This window comes from Stomatohabitans albus (assembly GCF_036336025.1).
Classification (GTDB): Bacteria; Actinomycetota; Nitriliruptoria; order Euzebyales; family Euzebyaceae; genus Stomatohabitans; species Stomatohabitans albus.
On record NZ_JAYKKE010000002.1, the window covers coordinates 244,809 to 264,648 of the forward strand.

18 protein-coding genes are annotated in these 19,840 nt (G+C 51.7%); 10 read left to right on the forward strand and 8 right to left on the reverse strand.

The window, feature by feature from the left end:
- Positions 1 to 9: 9 nt before the first annotated feature.
- The 3 genes from VCU37_RS06135 to VCU37_RS06145 are packed head-to-tail and all read right to left on the reverse strand — an operon-like array spanning position 10 to position 4,184.
- Complete coding sequence (locus VCU37_RS06135) at positions 10 to 636, reverse strand: ClpP family protease (RefSeq protein WP_336249752.1); 627 nt, start codon at positions 634 to 636, stop codon at positions 10 to 12.
- Positions 637 to 683: 47 nt separating this feature from the next.
- A complete protein-coding gene (ppdK, locus tag VCU37_RS06140; RefSeq protein ID WP_336249753.1) occupies positions 684 to 3,296 on the reverse strand; it encodes a pyruvate, phosphate dikinase in 2,613 nt (870 codons plus the stop codon).
- 21 nt (positions 3,297 to 3,317) lie between these two features.
- Complete coding sequence (locus VCU37_RS06145) at positions 3,318 to 4,184, reverse strand: pyruvate, water dikinase regulatory protein (RefSeq protein ID WP_336249754.1); 867 nt, start codon at positions 4,182 to 4,184, stop codon at positions 3,318 to 3,320.
- A gap of 81 nt (positions 4,185 to 4,265) precedes the next feature.
- Here VCU37_RS06145 and VCU37_RS06150 point away from each other — a divergent pair, with 81 nt between their 5' ends.
- From VCU37_RS06150 to VCU37_RS06160, 3 genes are read left to right on the forward strand one after another with little or no spacing between them, the layout of a single operon-like run.
- Entirely contained in the window at positions 4,266 to 4,553 is a 288-nt protein-coding gene (locus VCU37_RS06150; protein ID WP_336249755.1) for a GNAT family N-acetyltransferase, read from the forward strand.
- Complete coding sequence (locus VCU37_RS06155) at positions 4,553 to 5,317, forward strand: SAM-dependent methyltransferase (RefSeq protein WP_336249756.1); 765 nt, start codon at positions 4,553 to 4,555, stop codon at positions 5,315 to 5,317. Before VCU37_RS06150 ends, VCU37_RS06155 begins: the two co-directional genes overlap by 1 nt.
- Positions 5,318 to 5,320: 3 nt before the next feature.
- On the forward strand, positions 5,321 to 6,100 hold the full coding sequence (locus tag VCU37_RS06160; protein WP_336249757.1) for a precorrin-6A/cobalt-precorrin-6A reductase: 780 nt from the start codon (positions 5,321 to 5,323) through the stop codon (positions 6,098 to 6,100).
- Here the strand turns inward: VCU37_RS06160 and cls are convergent.
- Complete coding sequence (gene cls, locus VCU37_RS06165) at positions 6,080 to 7,576, reverse strand: cardiolipin synthase (protein WP_336249758.1); 1,497 nt, start codon at positions 7,574 to 7,576, stop codon at positions 6,080 to 6,082. The genes VCU37_RS06160 and cls overlap by 21 nt on opposite strands.
- 52 nt (positions 7,577 to 7,628) lie before the next feature.
- On the opposite strand from cls, the gene VCU37_RS06170 reads away from it, so the two are divergent.
- Together VCU37_RS06170 and msrA are read left to right on the forward strand one after the other, a co-directional pair.
- Positions 7,629 to 8,375, forward strand: a complete 747-nt coding sequence (locus tag VCU37_RS06170; protein ID WP_336249759.1) for an ABC transporter permease — start codon at positions 7,629 to 7,631, stop codon at positions 8,373 to 8,375.
- An 18-nt stretch (positions 8,376 to 8,393) separates the two neighbouring features.
- Positions 8,394 to 8,954, forward strand: a complete 561-nt coding sequence (gene msrA, locus VCU37_RS06175) for a peptide-methionine (S)-S-oxide reductase MsrA (RefSeq protein ID WP_336249760.1) — start codon at positions 8,394 to 8,396, stop codon at positions 8,952 to 8,954.
- A gap of 172 nt (positions 8,955 to 9,126) precedes the next feature.
- On the opposite strand, the gene rpsN is transcribed toward msrA, so the two are convergent.
- Positions 9,127 to 9,432, reverse strand: coding sequence for a 30S ribosomal protein S14 (rpsN, locus tag VCU37_RS06180; RefSeq protein ID WP_336249761.1), 306 nt, complete (start codon positions 9,430 to 9,432; stop codon positions 9,127 to 9,129).
- Positions 9,433 to 9,598: 166 nt separating this feature from the next.
- Here rpsN and VCU37_RS06185 point away from each other — a divergent pair, with 166 nt between their 5' ends.
- The 4 genes from VCU37_RS06185 (at position 9,599) to lnt (ending at position 13,262) form a co-directional block, all read left to right on the forward strand.
- Positions 9,599 to 10,717: a M24 family metallopeptidase gene (locus VCU37_RS06185; RefSeq protein ID WP_336249762.1), complete on the forward strand. Its 1,119-nt coding sequence runs from the start codon at positions 9,599 to 9,601 to the stop codon at positions 10,715 to 10,717.
- Positions 10,717 to 11,199: a ribonuclease H family protein gene (locus tag VCU37_RS06190; protein WP_336249763.1), complete on the forward strand. Its 483-nt coding sequence runs from the start codon at positions 10,717 to 10,719 to the stop codon at positions 11,197 to 11,199. Before VCU37_RS06185 ends, VCU37_RS06190 begins: the two co-directional genes overlap by 1 nt.
- 106 nt (positions 11,200 to 11,305) lie before the next feature.
- Complete coding sequence (locus VCU37_RS06195; protein ID WP_336249764.1) at positions 11,306 to 11,749, forward strand: hypothetical protein; 444 nt, start codon at positions 11,306 to 11,308, stop codon at positions 11,747 to 11,749.
- Positions 11,709 to 13,262, forward strand: coding sequence for an apolipoprotein N-acyltransferase (lnt, locus tag VCU37_RS06200; protein ID WP_336249765.1), 1,554 nt, complete (start codon positions 11,709 to 11,711; stop codon positions 13,260 to 13,262). The genes VCU37_RS06195 and lnt overlap by 41 nt, the downstream gene beginning before the upstream one ends.
- Here lnt and VCU37_RS06205 read toward each other — a convergent pair.
- Genes VCU37_RS06205 through VCU37_RS06215 form a run of 3 tightly spaced genes read right to left on the reverse strand, consistent with a single transcriptional unit; the run spans position 13,259 to position 17,736 of the window.
- Positions 13,259 to 13,888 (reverse strand): hypothetical protein, encoded by a 630-nt coding sequence (locus tag VCU37_RS06205; protein ID WP_336249766.1) that lies wholly within the window; start codon positions 13,886 to 13,888, stop codon positions 13,259 to 13,261. The genes lnt and VCU37_RS06205 overlap by 4 nt on opposite strands.
- Positions 13,889 to 13,896: 8 nt before the next feature.
- Positions 13,897 to 15,519 (reverse strand): thiamine pyrophosphate-dependent enzyme, encoded by a 1,623-nt coding sequence (locus tag VCU37_RS06210; protein ID WP_336249767.1) that lies wholly within the window; start codon positions 15,517 to 15,519, stop codon positions 13,897 to 13,899.
- Between the two features lie 6 nt (positions 15,520 to 15,525).
- A complete protein-coding gene (locus tag VCU37_RS06215; RefSeq protein ID WP_336249768.1) occupies positions 15,526 to 17,736 on the reverse strand; it encodes an HD family phosphohydrolase in 2,211 nt (736 codons plus the stop codon).
- 109 nt (positions 17,737 to 17,845) lie between these two features.
- Here VCU37_RS06215 and VCU37_RS06220 point away from each other — a divergent pair, with 109 nt between their 5' ends.
- A complete protein-coding gene (locus tag VCU37_RS06220; protein ID WP_336249769.1) occupies positions 17,846 to 19,840 on the forward strand; it encodes an ABC-F family ATP-binding cassette domain-containing protein in 1,995 nt (664 codons plus the stop codon).

The window sequence follows — 19,840 nt, forward strand, 5'->3', positions numbered from 1 at the left end:
CCGGCATGATTAGAGCAATCCGCCCGTCTCGCGAACCTGATCAATCAGCCCGTAATCAAGCGCTTCACGAGCACCAAGCCAAAAGTCACGGTCGGTGTCCTTTGCTACTTTTTCGAAAGGTTGTCCGGTACGTTCAGCCAGAATCTCGTTGAGGCGGTTTCGAGCAAAAACAATCTGTTCCGCTTGAATCTTGATGTCGGTGGCTTGTCCTCGAGCCCCGCCGAGGGGCTGGTGGATCATGATGCGTGCATTCGGGGTTGCCGCACGCCAGCCCGTGCCGGTTGCCAGTAAGAAGGCACCCGCTGATGCGGCTAACCCGACACAAAGGGTGTTGACTTTTGCGTTGAGTAGCCGCATGACATCATAAATGGCGAACATACCGGTAATCACACCGCCGGGGGAGTTGATAACCAAGGTGATGTCGTCGTCACTTTCTGCACCAAGGGACAAGAGTTGGGCAACGATCTCGTCAGCCTTGGTGTCTTCGATAGCACCACGAAGGTACAACACACGATTGTCATAGAGCTTTTTGAAGGGGTTTGCCCCCATGAGCTGGCTCAACGCAGAGTCTTCTTGTTCCGGCTGGTCCTGCTCATCATCTAAGCGCCACTCGAGGCGGTGAAATTGAGCCGTCATGGAGGTTCCTTTCAACAATGAACGATAGAGCTGTAAAGGGTAGCTGTTTAGTTCAAGGTGGCCTGAGCTGCGGCTAGACGCGCTACACATACGCGCCACGGTGAACATGATACGTAGTCAAGGCCAATGGTGTTGAAGAATGTGATGGATGCCGGATCACCACCGTGTTCACCGCAAATACCGAGTTTGATGTCTGGGTTGGTTTCCCGTCCATCGGCCACTGCCGTACGGACCAATTCGCCAACACCCGTTTGGTCGATAGATTCAAACGGGCTGATATCCAAGATGCCTTCATCAAGATAGGCACTGATGAATGGGCCTGAATCATCACGGCTAAACCCAAAGGTCATTTGCGTAAGATCGTTTGTACCGAAACTAAAGAACTCGGCTTCATGCGCAATCGCCTTGGCGGTGATTGCGGCACGAGGTGTCTCGATCATCGTGCCGATCTTAACGGGGATCGTTGTCTCAAGTTCAGCAAACACAAGCGCGATCTCGTCGGCGATTTCTTCTTTGACCCAGGCAAGCTCTGTTTCACTCGTGACCAACGGAATCATGATTTCTGGATCTACGGCATGTCCAGAAGCGACAACCTGGACCGCCGCTTCAAGAATGGCACGTACCTGCATGCGGTAAATCGCAGGATGGGTAACGGCAAGGCGGCAACCGCGATGACCTAGCATCGGGTTGAACTCCTCTAACTGGCGAATCCTTGTTTCCAATACGCTGACGTCAATACCCATAGAACTAGCAAGGTCGGCTATCTCTGATTCTCCGTGGGGCAAGAACTCGTGAAGTGGCGGGTCAAGCAAGCGAATCGTCACAGGGCGACCACCCATGGCTTCAAATATGCCCACAAAATCGGAACGTTGATGGGGGAGTAGCTCAGCCAGTGCCGCGGTACGCTCTTCGGCTGATCCGGCCAGAATCATCCGCCGCACTGCTGCTATACGATTTTCTTCAAAGAACATATGCTCCGTACGACACAGGCCAATGCCTTCAGCGCCAAAGGCAACTGCTCGTTCAGCATCAACAGGGTTATCGGCATTGGCACGGACCCCAAGCCGACGCGCCTCGTCAGCCCACCCCATCAAGATGTCAAAGGAATCTCCAAGTTCAGGCAGCTTTGTTTCTACTAAACCGGCGTAGACCTTACCGGTGGATCCATCTAAAGAAATCTTGGTGCCTTCACCGAATGTCTTCCCATTGATGGTAAATGTTTTAGCCACTTCGTCGACATGGATATCAGCACAACCGGCAACACAGCAAGTACCCATCCCTCGAGCCACAACTGCTGCGTGACTCGTCATACCACCGCGGGCCGTCAGTACCCCTTGTGCCGCAACCATACCTTCAATGTCTTCTGGGCTAGTTTCGGCACGCACAAGAATCGCTTTTTCACCTCTCTCATTGGCCTCCAACACGGCAGCCGCACTGAAAAACGCCCCGCCTGTTGCCGCGCCTGGACTCGCCGGTAGTCCGGACGCTAAGACCGTAGCCTTAGCCAATGCATCCGGGTTAAACGTGGGGTGTAACAGTTGATCAATATGTGCTGGTTCCACTCGTTTCAGTGCTTCATTACGAGTAATCATGCCCTCATTAACGAGATCCACGGCGACCCGAACTGCGGCCATGGCCGTTCGCTTACCACTGCGTGTCTGCAAGAAATAGAGGGTTCCATCTTCAATCGTGAACTCAATATCTTGCATATCACGATAGTGCTGTTCAAGTAGTGCGGCAGTTTCAACAAACTCACGATGCACCTCAGGCATCGAATTAGCGAGTTCAGCAATAGGTTTCGGCGTCCGGATACCAGCCACAACGTCTTCGCCTTGCGCATTCAATAAGAACTCTCCAAACAAGGCTGGCTTACCCGTTGAAGGATCACGGGTAAATGCAACACCAGTACCCGAGGTTGGGCCTTTATTACCAAAGACCATTGATTGCACGGTCACGGCCGTACCGAGATTGTGGTCAATACCGTTTAAATCACGATACACCCTTGCTCGTGGGTTATCCCAGGATCGAAACACCGCCTCAATGGCTTGGTGTAATTGGGTTGTAGGGTCTTGAGGGAATGGTGATCCGTATTCTTCTTCAACAATAGTTTTATACGTGTCGATTAATCCTCGTAAGCCTTCAGCACTAATCTCAGTGTCGGCCTCAACCCCTTCACGTTCTTTAAGACGTTCCAACTCAAGTTCAAACCGTACGCGAGGAACACCGAGAGCCACGTCTGCAAACATTTGAATAAAGCGTCGATAGGAGTCATAGGCAAATCGAGCATCTTGGGTTGTTTCTCTAAGTCCGATGACCGTTTCATCAGTTAAACCCAGGTTCAAAATCGTATCCATCATGCCGGGCATAGAAATAACTGCCCCAGATCGAACGCTTACAAGAAGCGGAGACTGTTTGTTACCGAAGCCTTTGTTCAGCTCGCGTTCTACTTCACCGATCGCATGTTGAACATCTTCAAGTAGTTCTGGCCACAACGCCCGTTCTTGTTGGTACCGTATGCAGGATTGCGTACTAATGGTAAATCCTGGTGGAACGCGCAACCCGATAGCGGTCATCTCAGCAAGATTCGCACCTTTACCGCCCAGGGTTGAACGCATTTCTGCAGACCCTTCACTAAATGCATACACGTATTGGTTAGTCATGTTCCTCTCCTCAAATAATGCTCAACGAGGCGGTGTTTTCTTTTGTAATTGATTTCGTGCGAGACGATTAAGCACAATTTCTGCGGTTTCTTCAATAGCTTTATCAGATACATCGATAATCGGGCATCCAATTTTCCTGAATAAATCTTCTGCGAATGCGAGTTCTTCTAAAATCCGTTCTAGTTTGGTGTACGAACTTGAACTTTTGATACCCATCGCACTCATGCGTGTCTGTCTAATTTCGTTCAACCGCTCTGGTGAGTTTGTGAGTCCGATGATCCGGCCTGTTTCAACTTTGAATAATTCATCAGGAACGGGTGACCCTAAGACAAGCGGCAGATTTGAAACAAGTAAGTTTCGATTAGCCAGATACATTGACAACGGTGTTTTTGATGTTCGTGAGACCCCGATAAGCACGATATCTGATTGCAGAAACCCGCGAGGATCCTTGCCGTCGTCATACTTCACCGCAAATTCAATTGCGGCAATGCGTTGAAAGTACGTTTCGTCCATTCGTCGCATGCGACCAGGAATTGGTTCGGGTTCTTGATCTGTAAACGTGCGTATCCGCTCAGTTACCGACGTAAGGAGATCGATATAGTCAATGCCTGCTTGGGTACATGAGGTGATGACATGGCGAACCAGGGCAGGATCCACCAAGGTAAACAGGACAAGCGTCTGGGGGCATGTCGCTGCTTCGGCCAGAATGGCATTAACGCTTTCAGGTGAATGTACATAGGGAAAACGCCGAAGCTCACAGGTCAATCGTGGAAACTGTGACAAGGAGGCCCTTGCCATTTGCTCTCCGGTCTCACCAATCGAGTCAGAGATGATGAACACGACAAGGGGTGGGCATTCGTCCAGTTGTCTGTCAGATCCAACGGGCATTGTTGCAGCATACGGAATGAAAAAGTCTGGTAACAAAGATTTGAACCATTAATTTCGTGCAGCCATCGCTAAGCTCAACGTATGAGCGAACAATCATCAATCACAATCACGAATAATGGGTCTGCGTTTGAAGCAACGAAAGATGCTCTCAGCGTTGGCTATATCAAGTACGCACATCATGATGGGTACATTGATGCCTATTCGACCGTAGTTGATCCGGCGCACCGTGGTGAAGGTATTGCAAGCAAGTTGGTAGAAGCATTGGTCGCTGAAGCCACCAGTACGGACCTACGGGTCAAACCCACATGTCCTTACATTGATGCCTGGCTAAAGAAGCACCCCGATATTGATGCGGTGGTACGTCTCTAGTGCACGTTACGATCATCGGTATTGGTCCGGGTCACCCGGACCAAATCACCGTGCAAGCAGTCAATGCCCTAAATGCACATGACGTTATTCTGCTGCCAACCAAAGCAGGGACAACAACAGGGGATACACGCCGCAGTATTGCACAGCGGCATCTCGTTAATCCAGATGCCCATCGTCTGATCGATCTCCCCATGCCAAGTGTGCGCAACCGTCCTCGTGGAGCATACCGGCACAGTGTCCAACAGTTTCGAGAACAACAAGCCGCCGCTATTGCTGCAGCACTGGATGCGCTCGACGTCACCAACGTTGCCATACTCACCTGGGGTTGCCCCACACTCTTTGATGGCACGATTGAAGGGGTAAGAACCTATCCAGGGGTTCAAATGGACGTCATTCCAGGCGTGACCAGTGTTTCTGCTCTTGCGGCTGCCCACGGTGTTGCCCAAACCGAGATTGGTCAGTCGGTATTGATCACGACAGGTCGGCAACTGCAACATGGACTTCCCGCTAATCATGGCACGGTCGTGGACATGGTTGACGCCAAGGGGCATGTATGGACGCAGGATCCCGCGGGATGGACTGCCTATTGGGGCGCCTTTGTCGGGCTAGCACAAGAAGAACTTGACCACGGTCCGCTGGATGAGATGCAGCAGCGCATACCAGCTAAACGCGCCGAATTGGCTGAAACCCACGGGTGGCTCTTTGATGTGACGTTATTGCGTCAAGATCACCAAGACCAGAACCCTCCAGAACCGGATATTTAACTGATGGGTGTACCAGCACGTCCCCATGTGCTCATTTTGGGTGGTAGCACCCAGGCTCGTCACCTTACTGAAGCCTTGGCTGACCAGGTGGCAATAACCCTCAGTTTGGCCGGCACAACGCTGCATAGCCAGACCGAACTTGCGCCGAGTGTAACGGTTCGACGGGGTGGATTTGGTGGTGTACACGGACTCATCAGCTTCCTTCGTACCTATCAGGTTCGGGCTGTGATTGATGCGACCCATCCCTATGCGGCCACCATGCATGCGAATGTAGCTGCAGCCAGCCAGGATGCGCAGATTCCCCATCTTCGTCTCGATCGTCCGGCATGGACGCCACCACCTGATGCGACTTGGATAGAGGTGGATGGGGGAGAAGAAGCCGTGGCCCATGTACGCGCCCACCATTGGCAACGTGTCTTTGTGACGACCGGACGGACATATCTGGAACCGTGGATGGGCCTTGGTCAAGCTATCACGGTGGTCCTTCGCTCTATTGACCCCGCTGATACAACAGGAATTGATCGTGTTGAGACAATTACTCAACGTGGTCCATTCAAGTATGAAGATGAGCTTGCCATTTTGGAACGCTGTGATGCGCTCGTCACCAGGAATGCCGGTGGGGATGATGCAAAGATTCGAGCCGCAGTGGCGACTCAAACTCCGATCTTGGTTTGGCGCCGACCACCACCGCCACCGGGGCCACTCGTAATGAGTGTCCACGCTGCGGTCACGTGGTTACACAACGTCTTAGGGCAAGAAGAGTTATTGAAGGGCACTCGTTAAGCGCATCAAGCTCTCAAGGTATCGCGTGACCCATGACCGCCGTCCCCATCGGTCTCTATCTAACACAGTGCATTTCGTTCGATAGGTACGAAGCACTTTATGCAGGTCGCGGTTGACATTGCCATTACTTGCCAGGAGGGAAATCTCATGGTTCAACCCGAATGAACGCATATCCATATTTGATGAACCGAGCACCGATACCTGCCGGTCAATCGTGACAAACTTCGCGTGCAAGATCTCCGGTTGTGGCCATAGCCAGATCGTTACCCCAGCGTCAAGCAAGGGTTCGTAGTAAGAACGTTGGGCAAGGTCCACCATCATCTGATCACCACGTTCATTGACAAATAACTCCACTTCGACACCCCGATAAGCCGCACTCGTAATGGCCTGCATCAGTGGAGTATCAGGAATGAAGTAGGGACTTACAATCGCAACGTGTTCTTGGGCTTGTTCAATCAGGGTTGTAAATAGCCGCAGGTTTGGTTCTTCGGCATATCCTGGGCCACTCGGGATGAGCTGAAACACATTCATCTCATCATCGGTGTGACGAGAAACATACGAAATATGTTGGCGTTGGGCAGCATCAGGAATGGATACGGGCAGGGTTTCATTTGTTTCACTTGCCCAATCAAGTGCAAAAATATTGTCTAATTGGGAGACAATTTGTCCATTCAGCAGGATTGTTACTTCATTCCAATGGCGTCCCAAGGCAACGTTTTGTTCATCTAGGTAGGTTGAATCGATCATGTTAAATGAGCCGGTGAAACCAACATTCCCATCAACAACCATGAGCTTGCGGTGGTTTCGCAGGTCCGGTCGATTGAACTCACCGTCGAAGGGCAGAACGGGTGCCGTCATATGGTGGTCGATGCCGTTATTGGTCATAAACTCACGCATCTCGGCAAAGCCGGGATATTTACGGCTTCCAATATGGTCATAGAGCACGCGTACCCTAACCCCACGGTCAACAGCACGTTTCATGGCATCGAAAATAGGGGTTGTACGTTCATCCTTTGCCATGATGTAAAAGAGCATGTGCACGTAATAGCGTGACTCATCAATGGCATGAATAATCTGATCGATACTTGTCTGATAGTCAGACGAAATAGCACGGTTGATACCAAACAAACTTGGTAATTCAGTCATCTTGCGGTTCATTGCGATCACCCGTTCAAGCCCTTCGGGTAACAACTCATTGGGGGGTGTATCAGGTGTGTCCAACCACATCGCCTTCAACCCCCTATTGACCGCTCGTTGGATACGCTGGCGACGGGCATTTAACTTGTTGCTACCCAGGATGGAAAACACAAGAGTTCCGATGATGGGCTCAAGCATGATGAGCATCAGCCAAGCTGTAGCTGCACTTGGACGCCGGTTGTAGGGGACGACCCCAATCGCGATGACTCGGATGATATTGGCGACGATTGAATACAACACCGTCGCAGTAGGCAAGCTATCGAAAAAAATGTCCAACATGGTGCTTTTATTGTTCGGCGTTGGTTACTAAGCACCACATAAGGTAGTTGAGATGGTTGATCAAATCCTGTACGCCATGTTCCCTACGGTGGTATCACTTATCGGGGTGGGGGCACTCACCACCGGACTTGCGTGGTGGCTTGGCCTTGAACAACCGTGGATCCAACCATGGGCAATTCTTCGAGCAACAGTTCAATTAGCGCTTTTAAGCGTGGTTCTTTCAGGTGTGCTTACCCATGTCCCGCTAACCCTGGCCTTCTTAGGTGTGATGGTTGGGGTTGCATCATTGACCATCCGGCAACGGCTACAACTATCGTTTCAAAGCCTTCCCGTCATTGCCGGAGTGGTTATCATCGCAGTTGCTGTCCCAATGCTGCTCGTATTCGGAACCCATGCCCTGCCACTCGAAGGACGATACCTGTTGAGTATCGGCGGTATTTTGATTGGCCATTCGATGATTGCAAGCACATTGATGGGTAGGGAAGTTAGTCAAGCACTTACCCAGCACGTTCAGGACGTGGAGGGATGGCTGGCCCTTGGTGCCCCGATGCGTCTGGCCACCCGATCAGTAATGCGTCGAGCAGGATCTACCGCGGTGATTGCAGGCACTGATCAAACTCGCAATATCGGGGTAGTAACGCTGCCAGGGGCATTTGTGGGAGCAGTATTTGGAGGGGCAAGTGTGCTTGAAGCTGGACGGTTTCAATTACTGGTCAGTTCGTCAATTTTGCTTGTGGGAGTTCTTGTTGTGGCAATGTGGACGTACATTCTTGGCAATCCTAAGACGATCCATCGCTAGGACAGGTATACCGGTGTGATGAGCGACACGATTCATCCGGTTTTACACACGGACTACACCGCACCCACCCCCGAGGGCTATGACACCATTGGTCTAGCTGCAGGCTGTTTCTGGGGGGCTGAACGCTTGTTCTGGCAGCTTGATGGCGTCCACACCACCAGTGTGGGTTACCAGGGCGGACAAACAACAAGTCCGACCTATCGGGAGGTCTGCACTGGGCAGACTGGGCATGCTGAAACCGTGCAGGTCACCTATGAACCAGAGCAACTAGAAACCCTCTTAGCCACATTTTTTGAAATCCACGATCCCACGACACTGAATCGTCAGGGTAACGATGTTGGCACTCAGTATCGCAGCGCAATATTCACCCACACACCCGAACAATATGACGCGGCTGTTAAGGCAAAAGCTCACTATGATGAACGTCTTGTTGCAGCTGGTTATAGCCCCTCAGTAACAGAAATACACAAGGACTTTCACCCATACTGGTTGGCTGAACCAGATCACCAGCAATATTTGCACTACCGTCCCAATGGGTATTGCATGCATGGGCTTTGTCAGGTCACCTACAACGACTAATGCCCATGATCAACCGTTTTAATAGTGGATAAGGAATAACGGATAAGGAAGAGTGCCGGTCGTAAACCGTGTTGTTAACGGCCGTGCACACTGGCTCGTGCACTATTTTTAGACAGGGTTAGGAGCACGCAAAAAACGGGGCGAAATGCCCCGTTTCAACCTTTAAATTGGATTACCAAGAAGACTTGGTGATCCCAGGAAGCTCACCTTTGTGCGCCAGTTTACGGAAGGTAACACGGCTCAACCCAGCCAACCCAACGTAGCCGCGAGGACGGCCATTTAATGAGTCACGGTTGCGTAGACGTACACGGCTGGAGTCCTTTGGGAGCTTGTTCAACGCATCACGAGCCGCAATTTTCTCATCAAAGCTCGTGTTGAGGTCCTTGATGATGGCCTTCAACTCAGCGCGGCGTTCGGCGTACTTTTCAACCAGTACGGCGCGTTGCTGGTTGCGGGCGATCTTGGACTTCTTAGCCATTGGGTGTCTCCTGGACAAAAACAGACAAATAGAGGCGCGCACGAGCACGCAAGGTCAGCTAATTTAGCACAGTTTGAAATGCCATGCAGCAGGCACAACAAAAAGGCTTCGCCTTTAGTTTAGCGGACTTCATGCAACGTGTTTGGGTGCGCCTATGGTATGGCCTATGAGTGCGCATAACCCAGAAGAACAGCATGTAACTCCTGTCCAAAAAGCCGCGGCTGCCTTGAATGCGAATAACATTGATGCGTTATTGGTTGGCCCTGGCCCAGACCTTTCCGCTTTGAGTGGGTGGCACACGCACCCGATGGAGCGGCTCACCGGGTTGCTGGTCACCAAATCTGGTGACGCTTCCATTATTTTGCCGCGCATGGAGTACCCAGGATTTCAGTCCAATACCTTTGACCCGTCTATCACCCCATTGATCTGGGATGAACAACATGGGCCGTGGGACAAGGTAGCTGAAGCACTTGGCTCCATCGGTGCTGAAACGACGATTGCAATTGGCCAACACCTTTGGGGTCAATATGTTGTAGATCTTGTTCATCGCTTCCCTGGGGTGCACCTGGCGCATGGTGGGCCGATTATGCAGCCGGTTCGCCAGGTGAAAACCGACGATGAAATTGCCAAGTTACGGGCTGCGGGTGCAGCAATTGATCGTGTGCATCAACGTATGGGTGAAGTGTTGAAGGTTGGCCGGACTGAGAAAGAAGTGGCCAAAGAGATTGACCGCATGATGCGAGAAGAGGGTCATAGTGTGGCCGAGTTCATCATTGTTGGAGCTGGCGAAAACGGAGCAAGTCCACATCACAGTCCAACTGATCGAGTCATCAATGAAGGAGAAGCCGTTGTGGTAGACATAGGCGGCCCGGTAGATCACTATTTCAGTGACTGCACGCGCAACTATGTGATGGGTCACGCCCCAGAAGGGTACGACGAGGCCTATCGCGTGCTTCAAGCCAGCCAGGCAGCTGGATGTGCCGCTGTTCGTCCAGGTATTCGTGCTGGTGAAATAGATCGAATCTGCCGATCAATAATTATTGATGGTGGGTACGGTGAATATCTCTTACACCGGACCGGGCACGGTATTGGCCTTGAAGTACACGAAGACCCATACATTTTTGAGTCAAATGACACGCTATTAGAACCAGGGATGGCGTTCAGCGTAGAACCAGGCATCTATAAGCCGGGGGAGTGGGGTATGCGTATTGAGGACATTGTGGCATGCACTAAAGAAGGTGGGGAACGCCTGAATACAACCAGTACGGATTATGTTGTGCTGTAATGGCTGGGAACACAACTGAGCAGGTTCTCGCGCGTTACAGCGCTGGACCAACAAGTGGTGTATTCACGGATGGAGCCTGTATCCCCAACCCCGGTCCTGGGGGTTGGGGCGCCGTGTATGTCGTGGATAACGAACTGATTGACCGTCGCTTTGGGCATGACCCTGATACAACCAATAACCGGATGGAATATACGGCGATTTTGCAAGGAATCGCACTTGTTCCCGATCAAACGCCAACGATTGTGTGGACAGATTCCAATTTGGCGGTGCGGAGCCTGACAGAATGGGCACCTGGATGGGCAAAACGAGGCTGGAAACGTAAAACCGGCCCCGTCGAAAACCTTGATTTGGTGCAACCAGCCTTCGAGCTGCTACAGGCCAAACCCTGGATTGAACTCCGTTGGGTGAAAGCACATGCGGGCAACCGTTGGAATGAATATGCCGATGCACTGGCCAGTGCTTGGACCCGCAATGTGGTATGACTTTATGTAATAGTTCATCAAAATTATAAGTTTTTCGGCCCTAACAGTTGCTTTTTTGCGGATGGACCTATAAACAGTTCCCGCAATACAAATTGGAGGGCGAGAGATGAGTGACTTGGATTTACACGACGATCCAATTGATGATGACGACGAAAACCTTGAAGTCAGTCTTGACGAAGAAGCTGACTTTGATGGCGATGACGACGATACAGACGACACCTACGAAGACTTCTACGGTGATGACGACGAGTATGATGCGTCAACCACGGATGACCTCGATGACGACGATGACCTTGACGATGATTTCGATGAGGACGACGATGAGGACGAGGATGAGGATGACGACGATGACCTCGATGACGAAGACATTGATGTTGAAAGTGAAGTTGCACCGCTAGATGCTGATGAACTCCCAACACGTGGACGTCGTGAACCTCAGGCGGTCGAACTGATCGGTGAAGATGAGTTCACCTGTACTGAGTGTTTCTTAGTGAAGAAACCGAGCCAACTTGCCGATCCAGAACACAACATTTGCGCAGACTGTATCTAATGCCAGGCTGTCTCTACTCAGATCCCCATATTTCTTTGGGGTTCTGGGTGGTTGTGTCACCGCATTAGCTTGGGATCCCTGGGGGGTTGGATCAGCAGCCGTCATTGGCATTGCCCTATGGTGGCATGGGTTGAGCCATACCAATTCATGGCGGCAGTCCGGTGGTGTATCGCTTCTATTCGGCCTGTGCTGGCTATCCCTTGCCTGCGCATGGATGCGGGTATTTGGACCAGTGCCGTATATCGCCCTCATCGCTATTGAGGGTGGGTTAATCGGTGCACTCGGTGCCTTGCTCTGGTTCGCGCGTAACGCACCGTGGCGATGGCTCCTTGTCCCTAGCGCTTGGGTAACCCTCGAAGCTACCCGTGCTGCCGTACCATTCGGTGGCTTTGCCTGGGCGCAGTTACATCACAGTCAAGGGACGGGAAGTTGGTTACTGGCCTACGCACCGTGGCTTGGGAGCTGGGGCACCTCAATGGCCATTATGGTGCTGGGTATGGGATTAGCTGAATCAATCGTCAACCGGGCGTATTGGACCCGCTTGATCCTAGCTACGGTTGCTGTCATAGGTGTAGGTATTGGATTATCGCACGTTCCTGCACCATTGACGACAGCATCTGGTCCGCCCCTTACGGTCGGCATTACTCAATCTGGAGATGTACGCCATACGTTTGCAGCTGGGATAAGTGCGGTTGATCCCAAAAACCAGCGGGTGATTGATATATTGGCGGCGCAATGGGAGAGGGCACCGTTACCACGAGTCGATCTCCTTGTCTGGCCTGAAAATAGTTTTGATAATGATCCTGATGCACCCAATCAAGCTAGGCTCAAGCAGGACCGAGATACGCTGTTAGCCCGCATTGGAGCGTCCACCGTATTTGTTGGCCAAAATGGGCATACCGCAGACGGTGAGTTGACCAATGTCATAGGGGTCTATCAGTCAGGTCAACTTGTGACATCTATTGCAAAGTACAAATTGGTGCCCTTTGGCGAGTTTTTCCCTTACCCGAAACTACTGGGATGGGTACCAAGTGCACAACTCATCGGGCATATGGTGCCCGGGCACGGCCCTGATTCAGTTGCCGTTGCACAGACACGAGTAGGTGCGGTCATTTGCTATGAAAGTGCGTTTTCATCGATGATCAGTCAAGCTATGGCCAAGAATCCTGGTGTACTTGTGGTGAGCACAAATAACGCCAGTTTTGGATCCACAGCAATGAAAGATCAGCACGTCGCTATTAGTCGATTTCGTGCGGTTGAGTATGGGCGACCAGTCGTGCATGCCTCACTCAGCGGACCAAGTGCATTTATCACGCCAGATGGTCGGATTCACCAACGCACGCAGTACCTTGAAGGTGCTTCCCTCCAACAATCGTTTCAACCACGGACTGGATTCACCCCAGCTGCCTATCTGAATCCAGTACTGCCCTGGTTAGCGGGCGCCTTTTCCGTCTGTTTTCTCGGTCTCGGAGTGGCTCGCCGTCGACTAGGCCACCATCGACAGGCAATTTAACTATTCTCCGCATACGGGGTAAGGTCGGATATCACTTTGGCCTGGGTATGTACCCACAGCCACGAACGAATTCGTAAGTTGATCTGAATCGCTCCTGATGCCTTACGTTCGTCAGAACAGATGACTTCACCAGGACCAAGATGGGTGACCGCATCCTCCCAGGCATCTGGGAAGTGCAAACGCCAATTCCCCTCATTGGCAATGATGAGCTTGTCATATGCCACATGATCTCGGTCCAAAAATTGATGGACCCAATTCCGTGACCACACACTTTCGGAGATAATCCCGATATGAATACCTGCTGCATGTAGCTTCTGTAAAAGGGCGACCTTCTCTGGATCATGACGAATAGTTGGCGCCCATTCATCAAGGTCATGTGTCTGCGTAATTGCCATGATTGTTGCAGCTACATCAACATCGTGGACTGCATCAACCTCACTCACGACATCAACAATGCGCAATGCTTGGTCGTGATGCGTTTCTTGAAAACCCTTAGCGGTACGTGACAGTGCTTGGGCATCAACTTGAAGTTGGTGCGCCGCAACCGTCCAAAGGTCGATCAAATCATCATCGAGAGATGCAATAAAGAGCTCTGACCATTCAATAAATACAGATGGCGTAACCATGCTTATCCTCACTCTGCATGATTACTGCGGCGATACCACACCGCTGCATCAGAGGCTGGTAGTGACGGTCGAGTCTGCACTACAAGAACCGTTGGGTCAGGTGTAGCTAAATGCACATTTAAGGCGCTGGTGAGTTCATTCACGTTATTGACACGGTCAGCTCGCAACCCAAGTGTTCGTACGAGTGCGGCAATATCTGGTGTTGGAACTTCAGCCGGGAATGATGGTGCGCCGGCCATGGCAAGGTGTGCTCGCAATCGCCCAAACCCACCATCGTCAATTACAACTAAGGTGGCCGGTACTTGTTCATTCGTTGTGTTAATAGCAGCTAGGGACGCCAAGACACCAAGGTTGGCCAAAACGCCTTGCTCACCAGTGATACCAATAATCGGTTGGTCATCCTTAGCGGACCATGCTCCGAGTGCCGCTCCTACCCATGCGGCAACCGCCCAGCGTGTTTGGCCTTCACGGGCTGCCATAGCAAGGGAGCGAGGCATCGTCCATTCGTGTAAATCTGCCAGCCACGAGCCCACAAGAGACCAGTCGGCTACAACAAGACCACGGTCGGGGATAGCCGCTCCGAGTGCGGTAATAAGCTCAATATCCTTGGGATTGGTTTCTTCCAATTGGGCACGACTTGAGCGTCGGATTTCCTCATTACGATTGCGGACTGCTGCCGTACCACCGCGATAGGTCACGGCGGCAACGAGGGCTTTGGTAACAATTTTTGCGTCGCCACGCAACAGCACGGTTGGGGGATAGGTTGTGCCACCAACGTCAGGATCAATGTTGATCGCAATCATCTTATTTGGTGCCGGCATTAACCCACCCTGCATTTGGTGATGGTCAAAATCTGACCCAATGGCAATAACCAAATCTGCATCATCCCAAAGTTGCCCAACCGCGGGAAGATGCGGCGGAAGACCAACCAGACAAGGATGGCGGGCTGGTAGCAATCCAACCGCCTGGATCGTCGTGATGACGGGCGCTCCAATACGGTCAGCTAACTCAGCGACCTCTATGCCGGCTTGGGCCCGTAATGCACCACCTCCTGCCCAGATCAGGACTCGTTGTGCCTCGTCCACCATTGCCGCAGCTCGGCGTAATTGCACGTGCTCGATACCGCTGTCGCTATGGGTGACCTGAACTTGGTTCTCACCAGCGAGACGGTCAGTCGCATCATCTTGTAGCGCCTCGTCATTGACATACCACAGCACCGGGCCGCTGGGCGATGTGGCAGCTTCTTGCAAACAATATCGAAGGTCTTCAGCAAGGGTTTTACGTTCCTTCGTGTATCGTCCACGCTGTTCCTCAGCGATTGAGGGTTCTTCAGTACAAGACACGATAATCAGGATCGGGGTCTCTGCCTTGACCGCTTCATCCCAAGGCCCCAGTGCATCTTGGACATCATCGTGACCATCAAGTAGTGCCACACTGGTCCGACCCTTACGACGAGCGGCACCATCGGCTACACGAAGGACTGATGCAGCATCAGGCATCTTAACGACAGTGATATTCGCTGCTTGGGCCGCAATGTGAAGCGGAGCCGTTCCAAGTGATGCTCTGGTGGCAATCAGCGTGATTCCGCGCCGAAGGAGTGTGCGTGCAATATGTTGAGCCCCAGTGGTCATATGCCTCTACCTACTCGTTTTCTCTTGTATTTGGCTGTCTTCTATTTCTACCGGCTCTGGGTAGGCAATCCTGGGATGGTAAACACCGACAAGGCTTTGAATCAAAACTTCTTCGACAATTCTTAAATCAGCAAATGTGAGCGGAGAATCATCGAGCTGGCCGTCCGTAACTCGATCGGTAATCATTCCAGACACAATTGCCTTGATTTGGTCATGGGTCAACGGTGTTCCACTTTGGCTGGCTGCACGGGTTGCGCCTTCACAACAGTCACTGAGCATCAAAATCGCCTGTTCCTTTGTAAACGGTTTGATGCCTTGGTACCGGAACTGTTCTTTATCTGGGAGTTCTTCCCCGTGCTCTTTCGCATCTTTTGCGGCCACACGATAGAAGTAGGCCACCAGGGTGGTGCCGTGATGGGTGCGGATACCGTCGATAATGGCACTCGGAAGTTTGTGCAACGTAGCCATTTCAACCCCGTCTTCCACATGGCGACGAATAATCACGGCACTTTGGAGTGGGTCGTTCAACTCATCGTGAGGGTTAGATAAGCCAGTTTGGTTCTCAACGAAGAAATAGGGGCGTACCACTTTGCCAATGTCGTGGTACAAGGCCATCACCTCAGCCAACAGTCCATCGGCACGAATGGCACGAGCACACCGGGCTGACAACATGGCAACCAGCACACTGTGGTTATACGTACCAATCGCCTTTGTTTCCAACTCGCGTAACAGGGTGTTATTCCGATCGGCGTAATCAAGCAAAATCGTCGCAGTGATGACATCAAAATGGCTTTCAAGAAATGGAAGCAGGCCATTGACCAGCAGGAGCGTTAATACGCCACCCGCTACACCCATTCCAGCCGCCAGTTGGACATTTCCTATTCCGTTGGCACCAATCTCGAAGAGCACCGCTGCAATCACATAGGCCACAATGATTTTGCCCGTCGCCATACGTAAATCGCCACGTGCACTCAGTCGCCCGACCATCGGAATAGGCAATAATGCGATGAACGCCATAAACGGAACGGTCATCGGATTAACCATTCCGCGTAAGGACACCATCGCCAAGAGTGGCACCACCGACAAAATACCAACACGACTGTCAAAGAGAATCGTGATGAGCATGATCGTTGCGGCAACCGGCAATGCAAACCATTTAATGGGGCCGACCGTCGTCGTGATTTCAGCCACGAACACCATGACTGCCGTCAGGTTGATACAGATAGACAACAACAACAGCTTTTGCCCCGATTGCCATACTGATTGGCGGAATGTTTTCAGAAAATACCCACCAGCAATAAGCAAGGACACCATCACAAATAATGCGGTGAAGAACTCTGAGTACGGGTCTGTTCCACGCAGTCCAGCCTGGGTTAGTGCTTGCATCTGAACGGGTGTGACAACTTCACCAACTTGAACAATGGTCCCCCCACGGGGCACCGAGTATTCAACATTTTCAACCTTTGCGGCGGCCTTATTGCGTTCAAGTACTGTGGCGGCTTCATCGACAACAGCAGTTGGACGCGTAGCGGTTGTAATAATGGGAGTCAATACCTTTGTGGCCACTTTGTATGAGGCCCCTGAGCTTGCCGCCCAGGTAGGAATATCCTCATCTTTGATGCGCTGAATGGTTGATTCAGTGATGTCCTTGGTTGCAGCCCGTTGGGCCAACGCAACCGCCAGACTTCGTGTTTGGGCAAGCTGTGCATCACTCATATTGGCGAGCAACTGCCCACCTTCGAGGTCAATGGCTTTGACTGCGTCGTCAATACGCATTGACAATTCTTCAGGTGTGATCGACGGCACGGCAGGATCGGTTGAAATGCCTTGCTTAATGATGTTACCTACCGTGTTAAAGGTTTCGTTAACCTCTTGAATGATGTTCGCTATCGCCTCATTGTCACGCTTCAGTACAGGTGTGACTTGTTCGCGCGCTTCATCTTGGAGTCGTTTCGTTTCTTCTTGGTCAATTGCTGAAATGGGAGTCCCAGCTAGGACCGTTCGTGGACTGGGTTCACCCTGAACAATGGGTCGATCGGTAATTGAAGCCGCAACGGTAAGCAGTGCGGGAAACAAAAAAACGAAGAGCAAAAGGGCCGATATACGGCTAATGACCTGTTTTTGAGGTGCGATTTCTCGACTCGATGCGAATGGCAAGTGGTCATCTGTTGAGCCTTCGGATACAGGGGACTCAGGCGATTGGTCGGCTTCGTTCACCCATCAAGTGTGCCCGATGTCAGCCAATTAAGCCACTAGCACATCCGATACGTACAAATATGTCGAGAATAGACCCATTCATTTTGTACGCCCGCTACCCTGTTGAGCTGTGATTACGCTCTCCAATATCAGTAAATCTCACGGCACCCGAACCCTATTTGATGGGGTGCAACTACGTATCAGTGCCGGGGCACGTATTGGAGTTGTAGGGCCAAATGGTGCCGGCAAATCCACCCTTATACGCATTATTCAAGGTATCGAGCAACCCACTTCAGGTGAAGTTGCCATTGGGCGGTCGGTAACCGTTGGTGTACTTGAACAAGATGTTGCCGAATGGGCTGCCCACATGGCGTCTGCAAACGGCGGTATCAATCCCACCCCCAAAGATCTCGTCATGCACGACCACCCAGTCACCGCCTTACAGGAACAGGTATTGGAATTGAGTGAACAACTTGCAGACCGGTCCGAAGACACGGTTCTGATTGATTCCCTTGGTCGGGTGCAAAGCCAGATTGAAGTACTCGGTGGATACGACCTTGACGCACGTGCGAGCCGCATCTTGGCGGGATTGGGGTTCCCACAAGACGCTATGGAACAGCCATTACGCACCCTTAGCGGTGGGCAGATGATGCGAGTAGCCCTTGGTCGTTTACTCCTCCGAAATCCCAGTGTCCTCCTCCTTGACGAACCGACAAACCACCTCGATTTAGAAAGTGTGGGATGGCTCCAAGAGTTTTTGATCCGCTACGACGGTGCCATCATGGTTGTCAGCCACGACCGAGACTTTTTGAATGCGACAACAAACCAAATTGTTGAGGTTCGAGATGGAGAGGTGACCACGTATTCGGGCAATTTTGAAGCCTATGTGGAACAACGTGCACAACGGATTGAGCAACAAGTAGCGGCAAGTAAGTCCCAAGCCCGCAAACTGGCCGAGGTCGAGCGGTTCATTGAACGATTCCGCTACAAGGCAACAAAAGCACGTCAAGTGCAAAGCCGAGTGAAAATGCTGGACAAGATTGAACGCATCGAAGACCCGACCCAAGCAACCAAGACCATGCATCTTTCCTTCGGTGATGCCCCTCGTGCTGGTCGCACAGTTGTGGAGTTAGCTGATGTATCCAAGCATTTTGGTGACCATCTTGTCTTGGCGGGGGTCAACCTTTCCCTTGAGCGTGGAGAGAAAGTGGCGCTCGTTGGTCCAAATGGAGCAGGTAAGTCGACGCTCCTCAATGTATTAGTTGGACAATTAGAAAGTGATACTGGAACACGCACGCTCGGTCACAATGTGACGGTTGCGCACTATACCCAGCACCAGGTCGATGCACTTGATATGAATAAAACAGCAGTCCAAGAAATTGCTGATGTTGTGGATACCGCAACGGTCAATCCACGTGATGTGCTGGGCGCATTTTTATTCTCTGGAGAGGATGCCGATAAACGGATCAGCGTGATGAGTGGGGGTGAACGCGCCCGTGTTGCCCTGGCTAAACTCATTGCCCGTCCAGCCAATTTGTTGTGTATGGACGAACCAACGAACCACTTGGATATGGAAAGTCGGAATGTGATTGAATCCGCATTATTGGCCTATCCAGGTACGGTCGTATTGATTACCCACGATCGGCACTTGATTCGATCCGTCGCAGATGTCATCGTGCACGTCCACAACCAAACGGCTCGTAAATACCTTGGGTCGTATGCTGACTGGACCGAAAAAATGGGGCTTGATGAACTTGGTCGCCCTATTGAGTCCACCGGTCCGACTTGGGCGAGGACTTCTGTGGATTCCAGCCAGTCGGGAGTACGTGATGCGAAGACAGAACGCCGGGAAGCCGCCGAGCGACGGCAGCGGATTGCGGCGGCAACAAAGGCTCTTCGGGCACAGTGCATGCAAGCAGAAGAAGACCTTATGGCAGCCGAGGAACAGCAGCGATTGGTGGAAACGGCGCTGGCCGATCCTACCGTGTATGAGGACTCAACTAGGGTTCAAGAGTTGATGCTGGAACACGCTGCTGTGAAAGACCGAGTAGCAGAACTCAGCACCCAATGGGAAGACCTAGTCTTGGCAATTGAAGATGCTCAAGCCGAAGCCGCTGAGGGATAG

Bases quoted from the DNA above. Each gene is read 5' to 3' on its own strand.
- VCU37_RS06135 (WP_336249752.1), bottom strand. From the start codon at position 636: ATGACGGCTCAATTTCACCGCCTCGAGTGGCGCTTAGATGATGAGCAG.
- ppdK (WP_336249753.1), bottom strand. From the start codon at position 3,296: ATGACTAACCAATACGTGTATGCATTTAGTGAAGGGTCTGCAGAAATG.
- VCU37_RS06145 (WP_336249754.1), bottom strand. From the start codon at position 4,184: ATGCCCGTTGGATCTGACAGACAACTGGACGAATGCCCACCCCTTGTC.
- VCU37_RS06150 (WP_336249755.1), top strand. From the start codon at position 4,266: ATGAGCGAACAATCATCAATCACAATCACGAATAATGGGTCTGCGTTT.
- VCU37_RS06160 (WP_336249757.1), top strand. From the start codon at position 5,321: ATGGGTGTACCAGCACGTCCCCATGTGCTCATTTTGGGTGGTAGCACC.
- cls (WP_336249758.1), bottom strand. From the start codon at position 7,576: ATGTTGGACATTTTTTTCGATAGCTTGCCTACTGCGACGGTGTTGTAT.
- VCU37_RS06170 (WP_336249759.1), top strand. From the start codon at position 7,629: ATGGTTGATCAAATCCTGTACGCCATGTTCCCTACGGTGGTATCACTT.
- msrA (WP_336249760.1), top strand. From the start codon at position 8,394: ATGAGCGACACGATTCATCCGGTTTTACACACGGACTACACCGCACCC.
- rpsN (WP_336249761.1), bottom strand. From the start codon at position 9,432: ATGGCTAAGAAGTCCAAGATCGCCCGCAACCAGCAACGCGCCGTACTG.
- VCU37_RS06185 (WP_336249762.1), top strand. From the start codon at position 9,599: ATGAGTGCGCATAACCCAGAAGAACAGCATGTAACTCCTGTCCAAAAA.
- VCU37_RS06190 (WP_336249763.1), top strand. From the start codon at position 10,717: ATGGCTGGGAACACAACTGAGCAGGTTCTCGCGCGTTACAGCGCTGGA.
- VCU37_RS06195 (WP_336249764.1), top strand. From the start codon at position 11,306: ATGAGTGACTTGGATTTACACGACGATCCAATTGATGATGACGACGAA.
- VCU37_RS06205 (WP_336249766.1), bottom strand. From the start codon at position 13,888: ATGGTTACGCCATCTGTATTTATTGAATGGTCAGAGCTCTTTATTGCA.
- VCU37_RS06210 (WP_336249767.1), bottom strand. From the start codon at position 15,519: ATGACCACTGGGGCTCAACATATTGCACGCACACTCCTTCGGCGCGGA.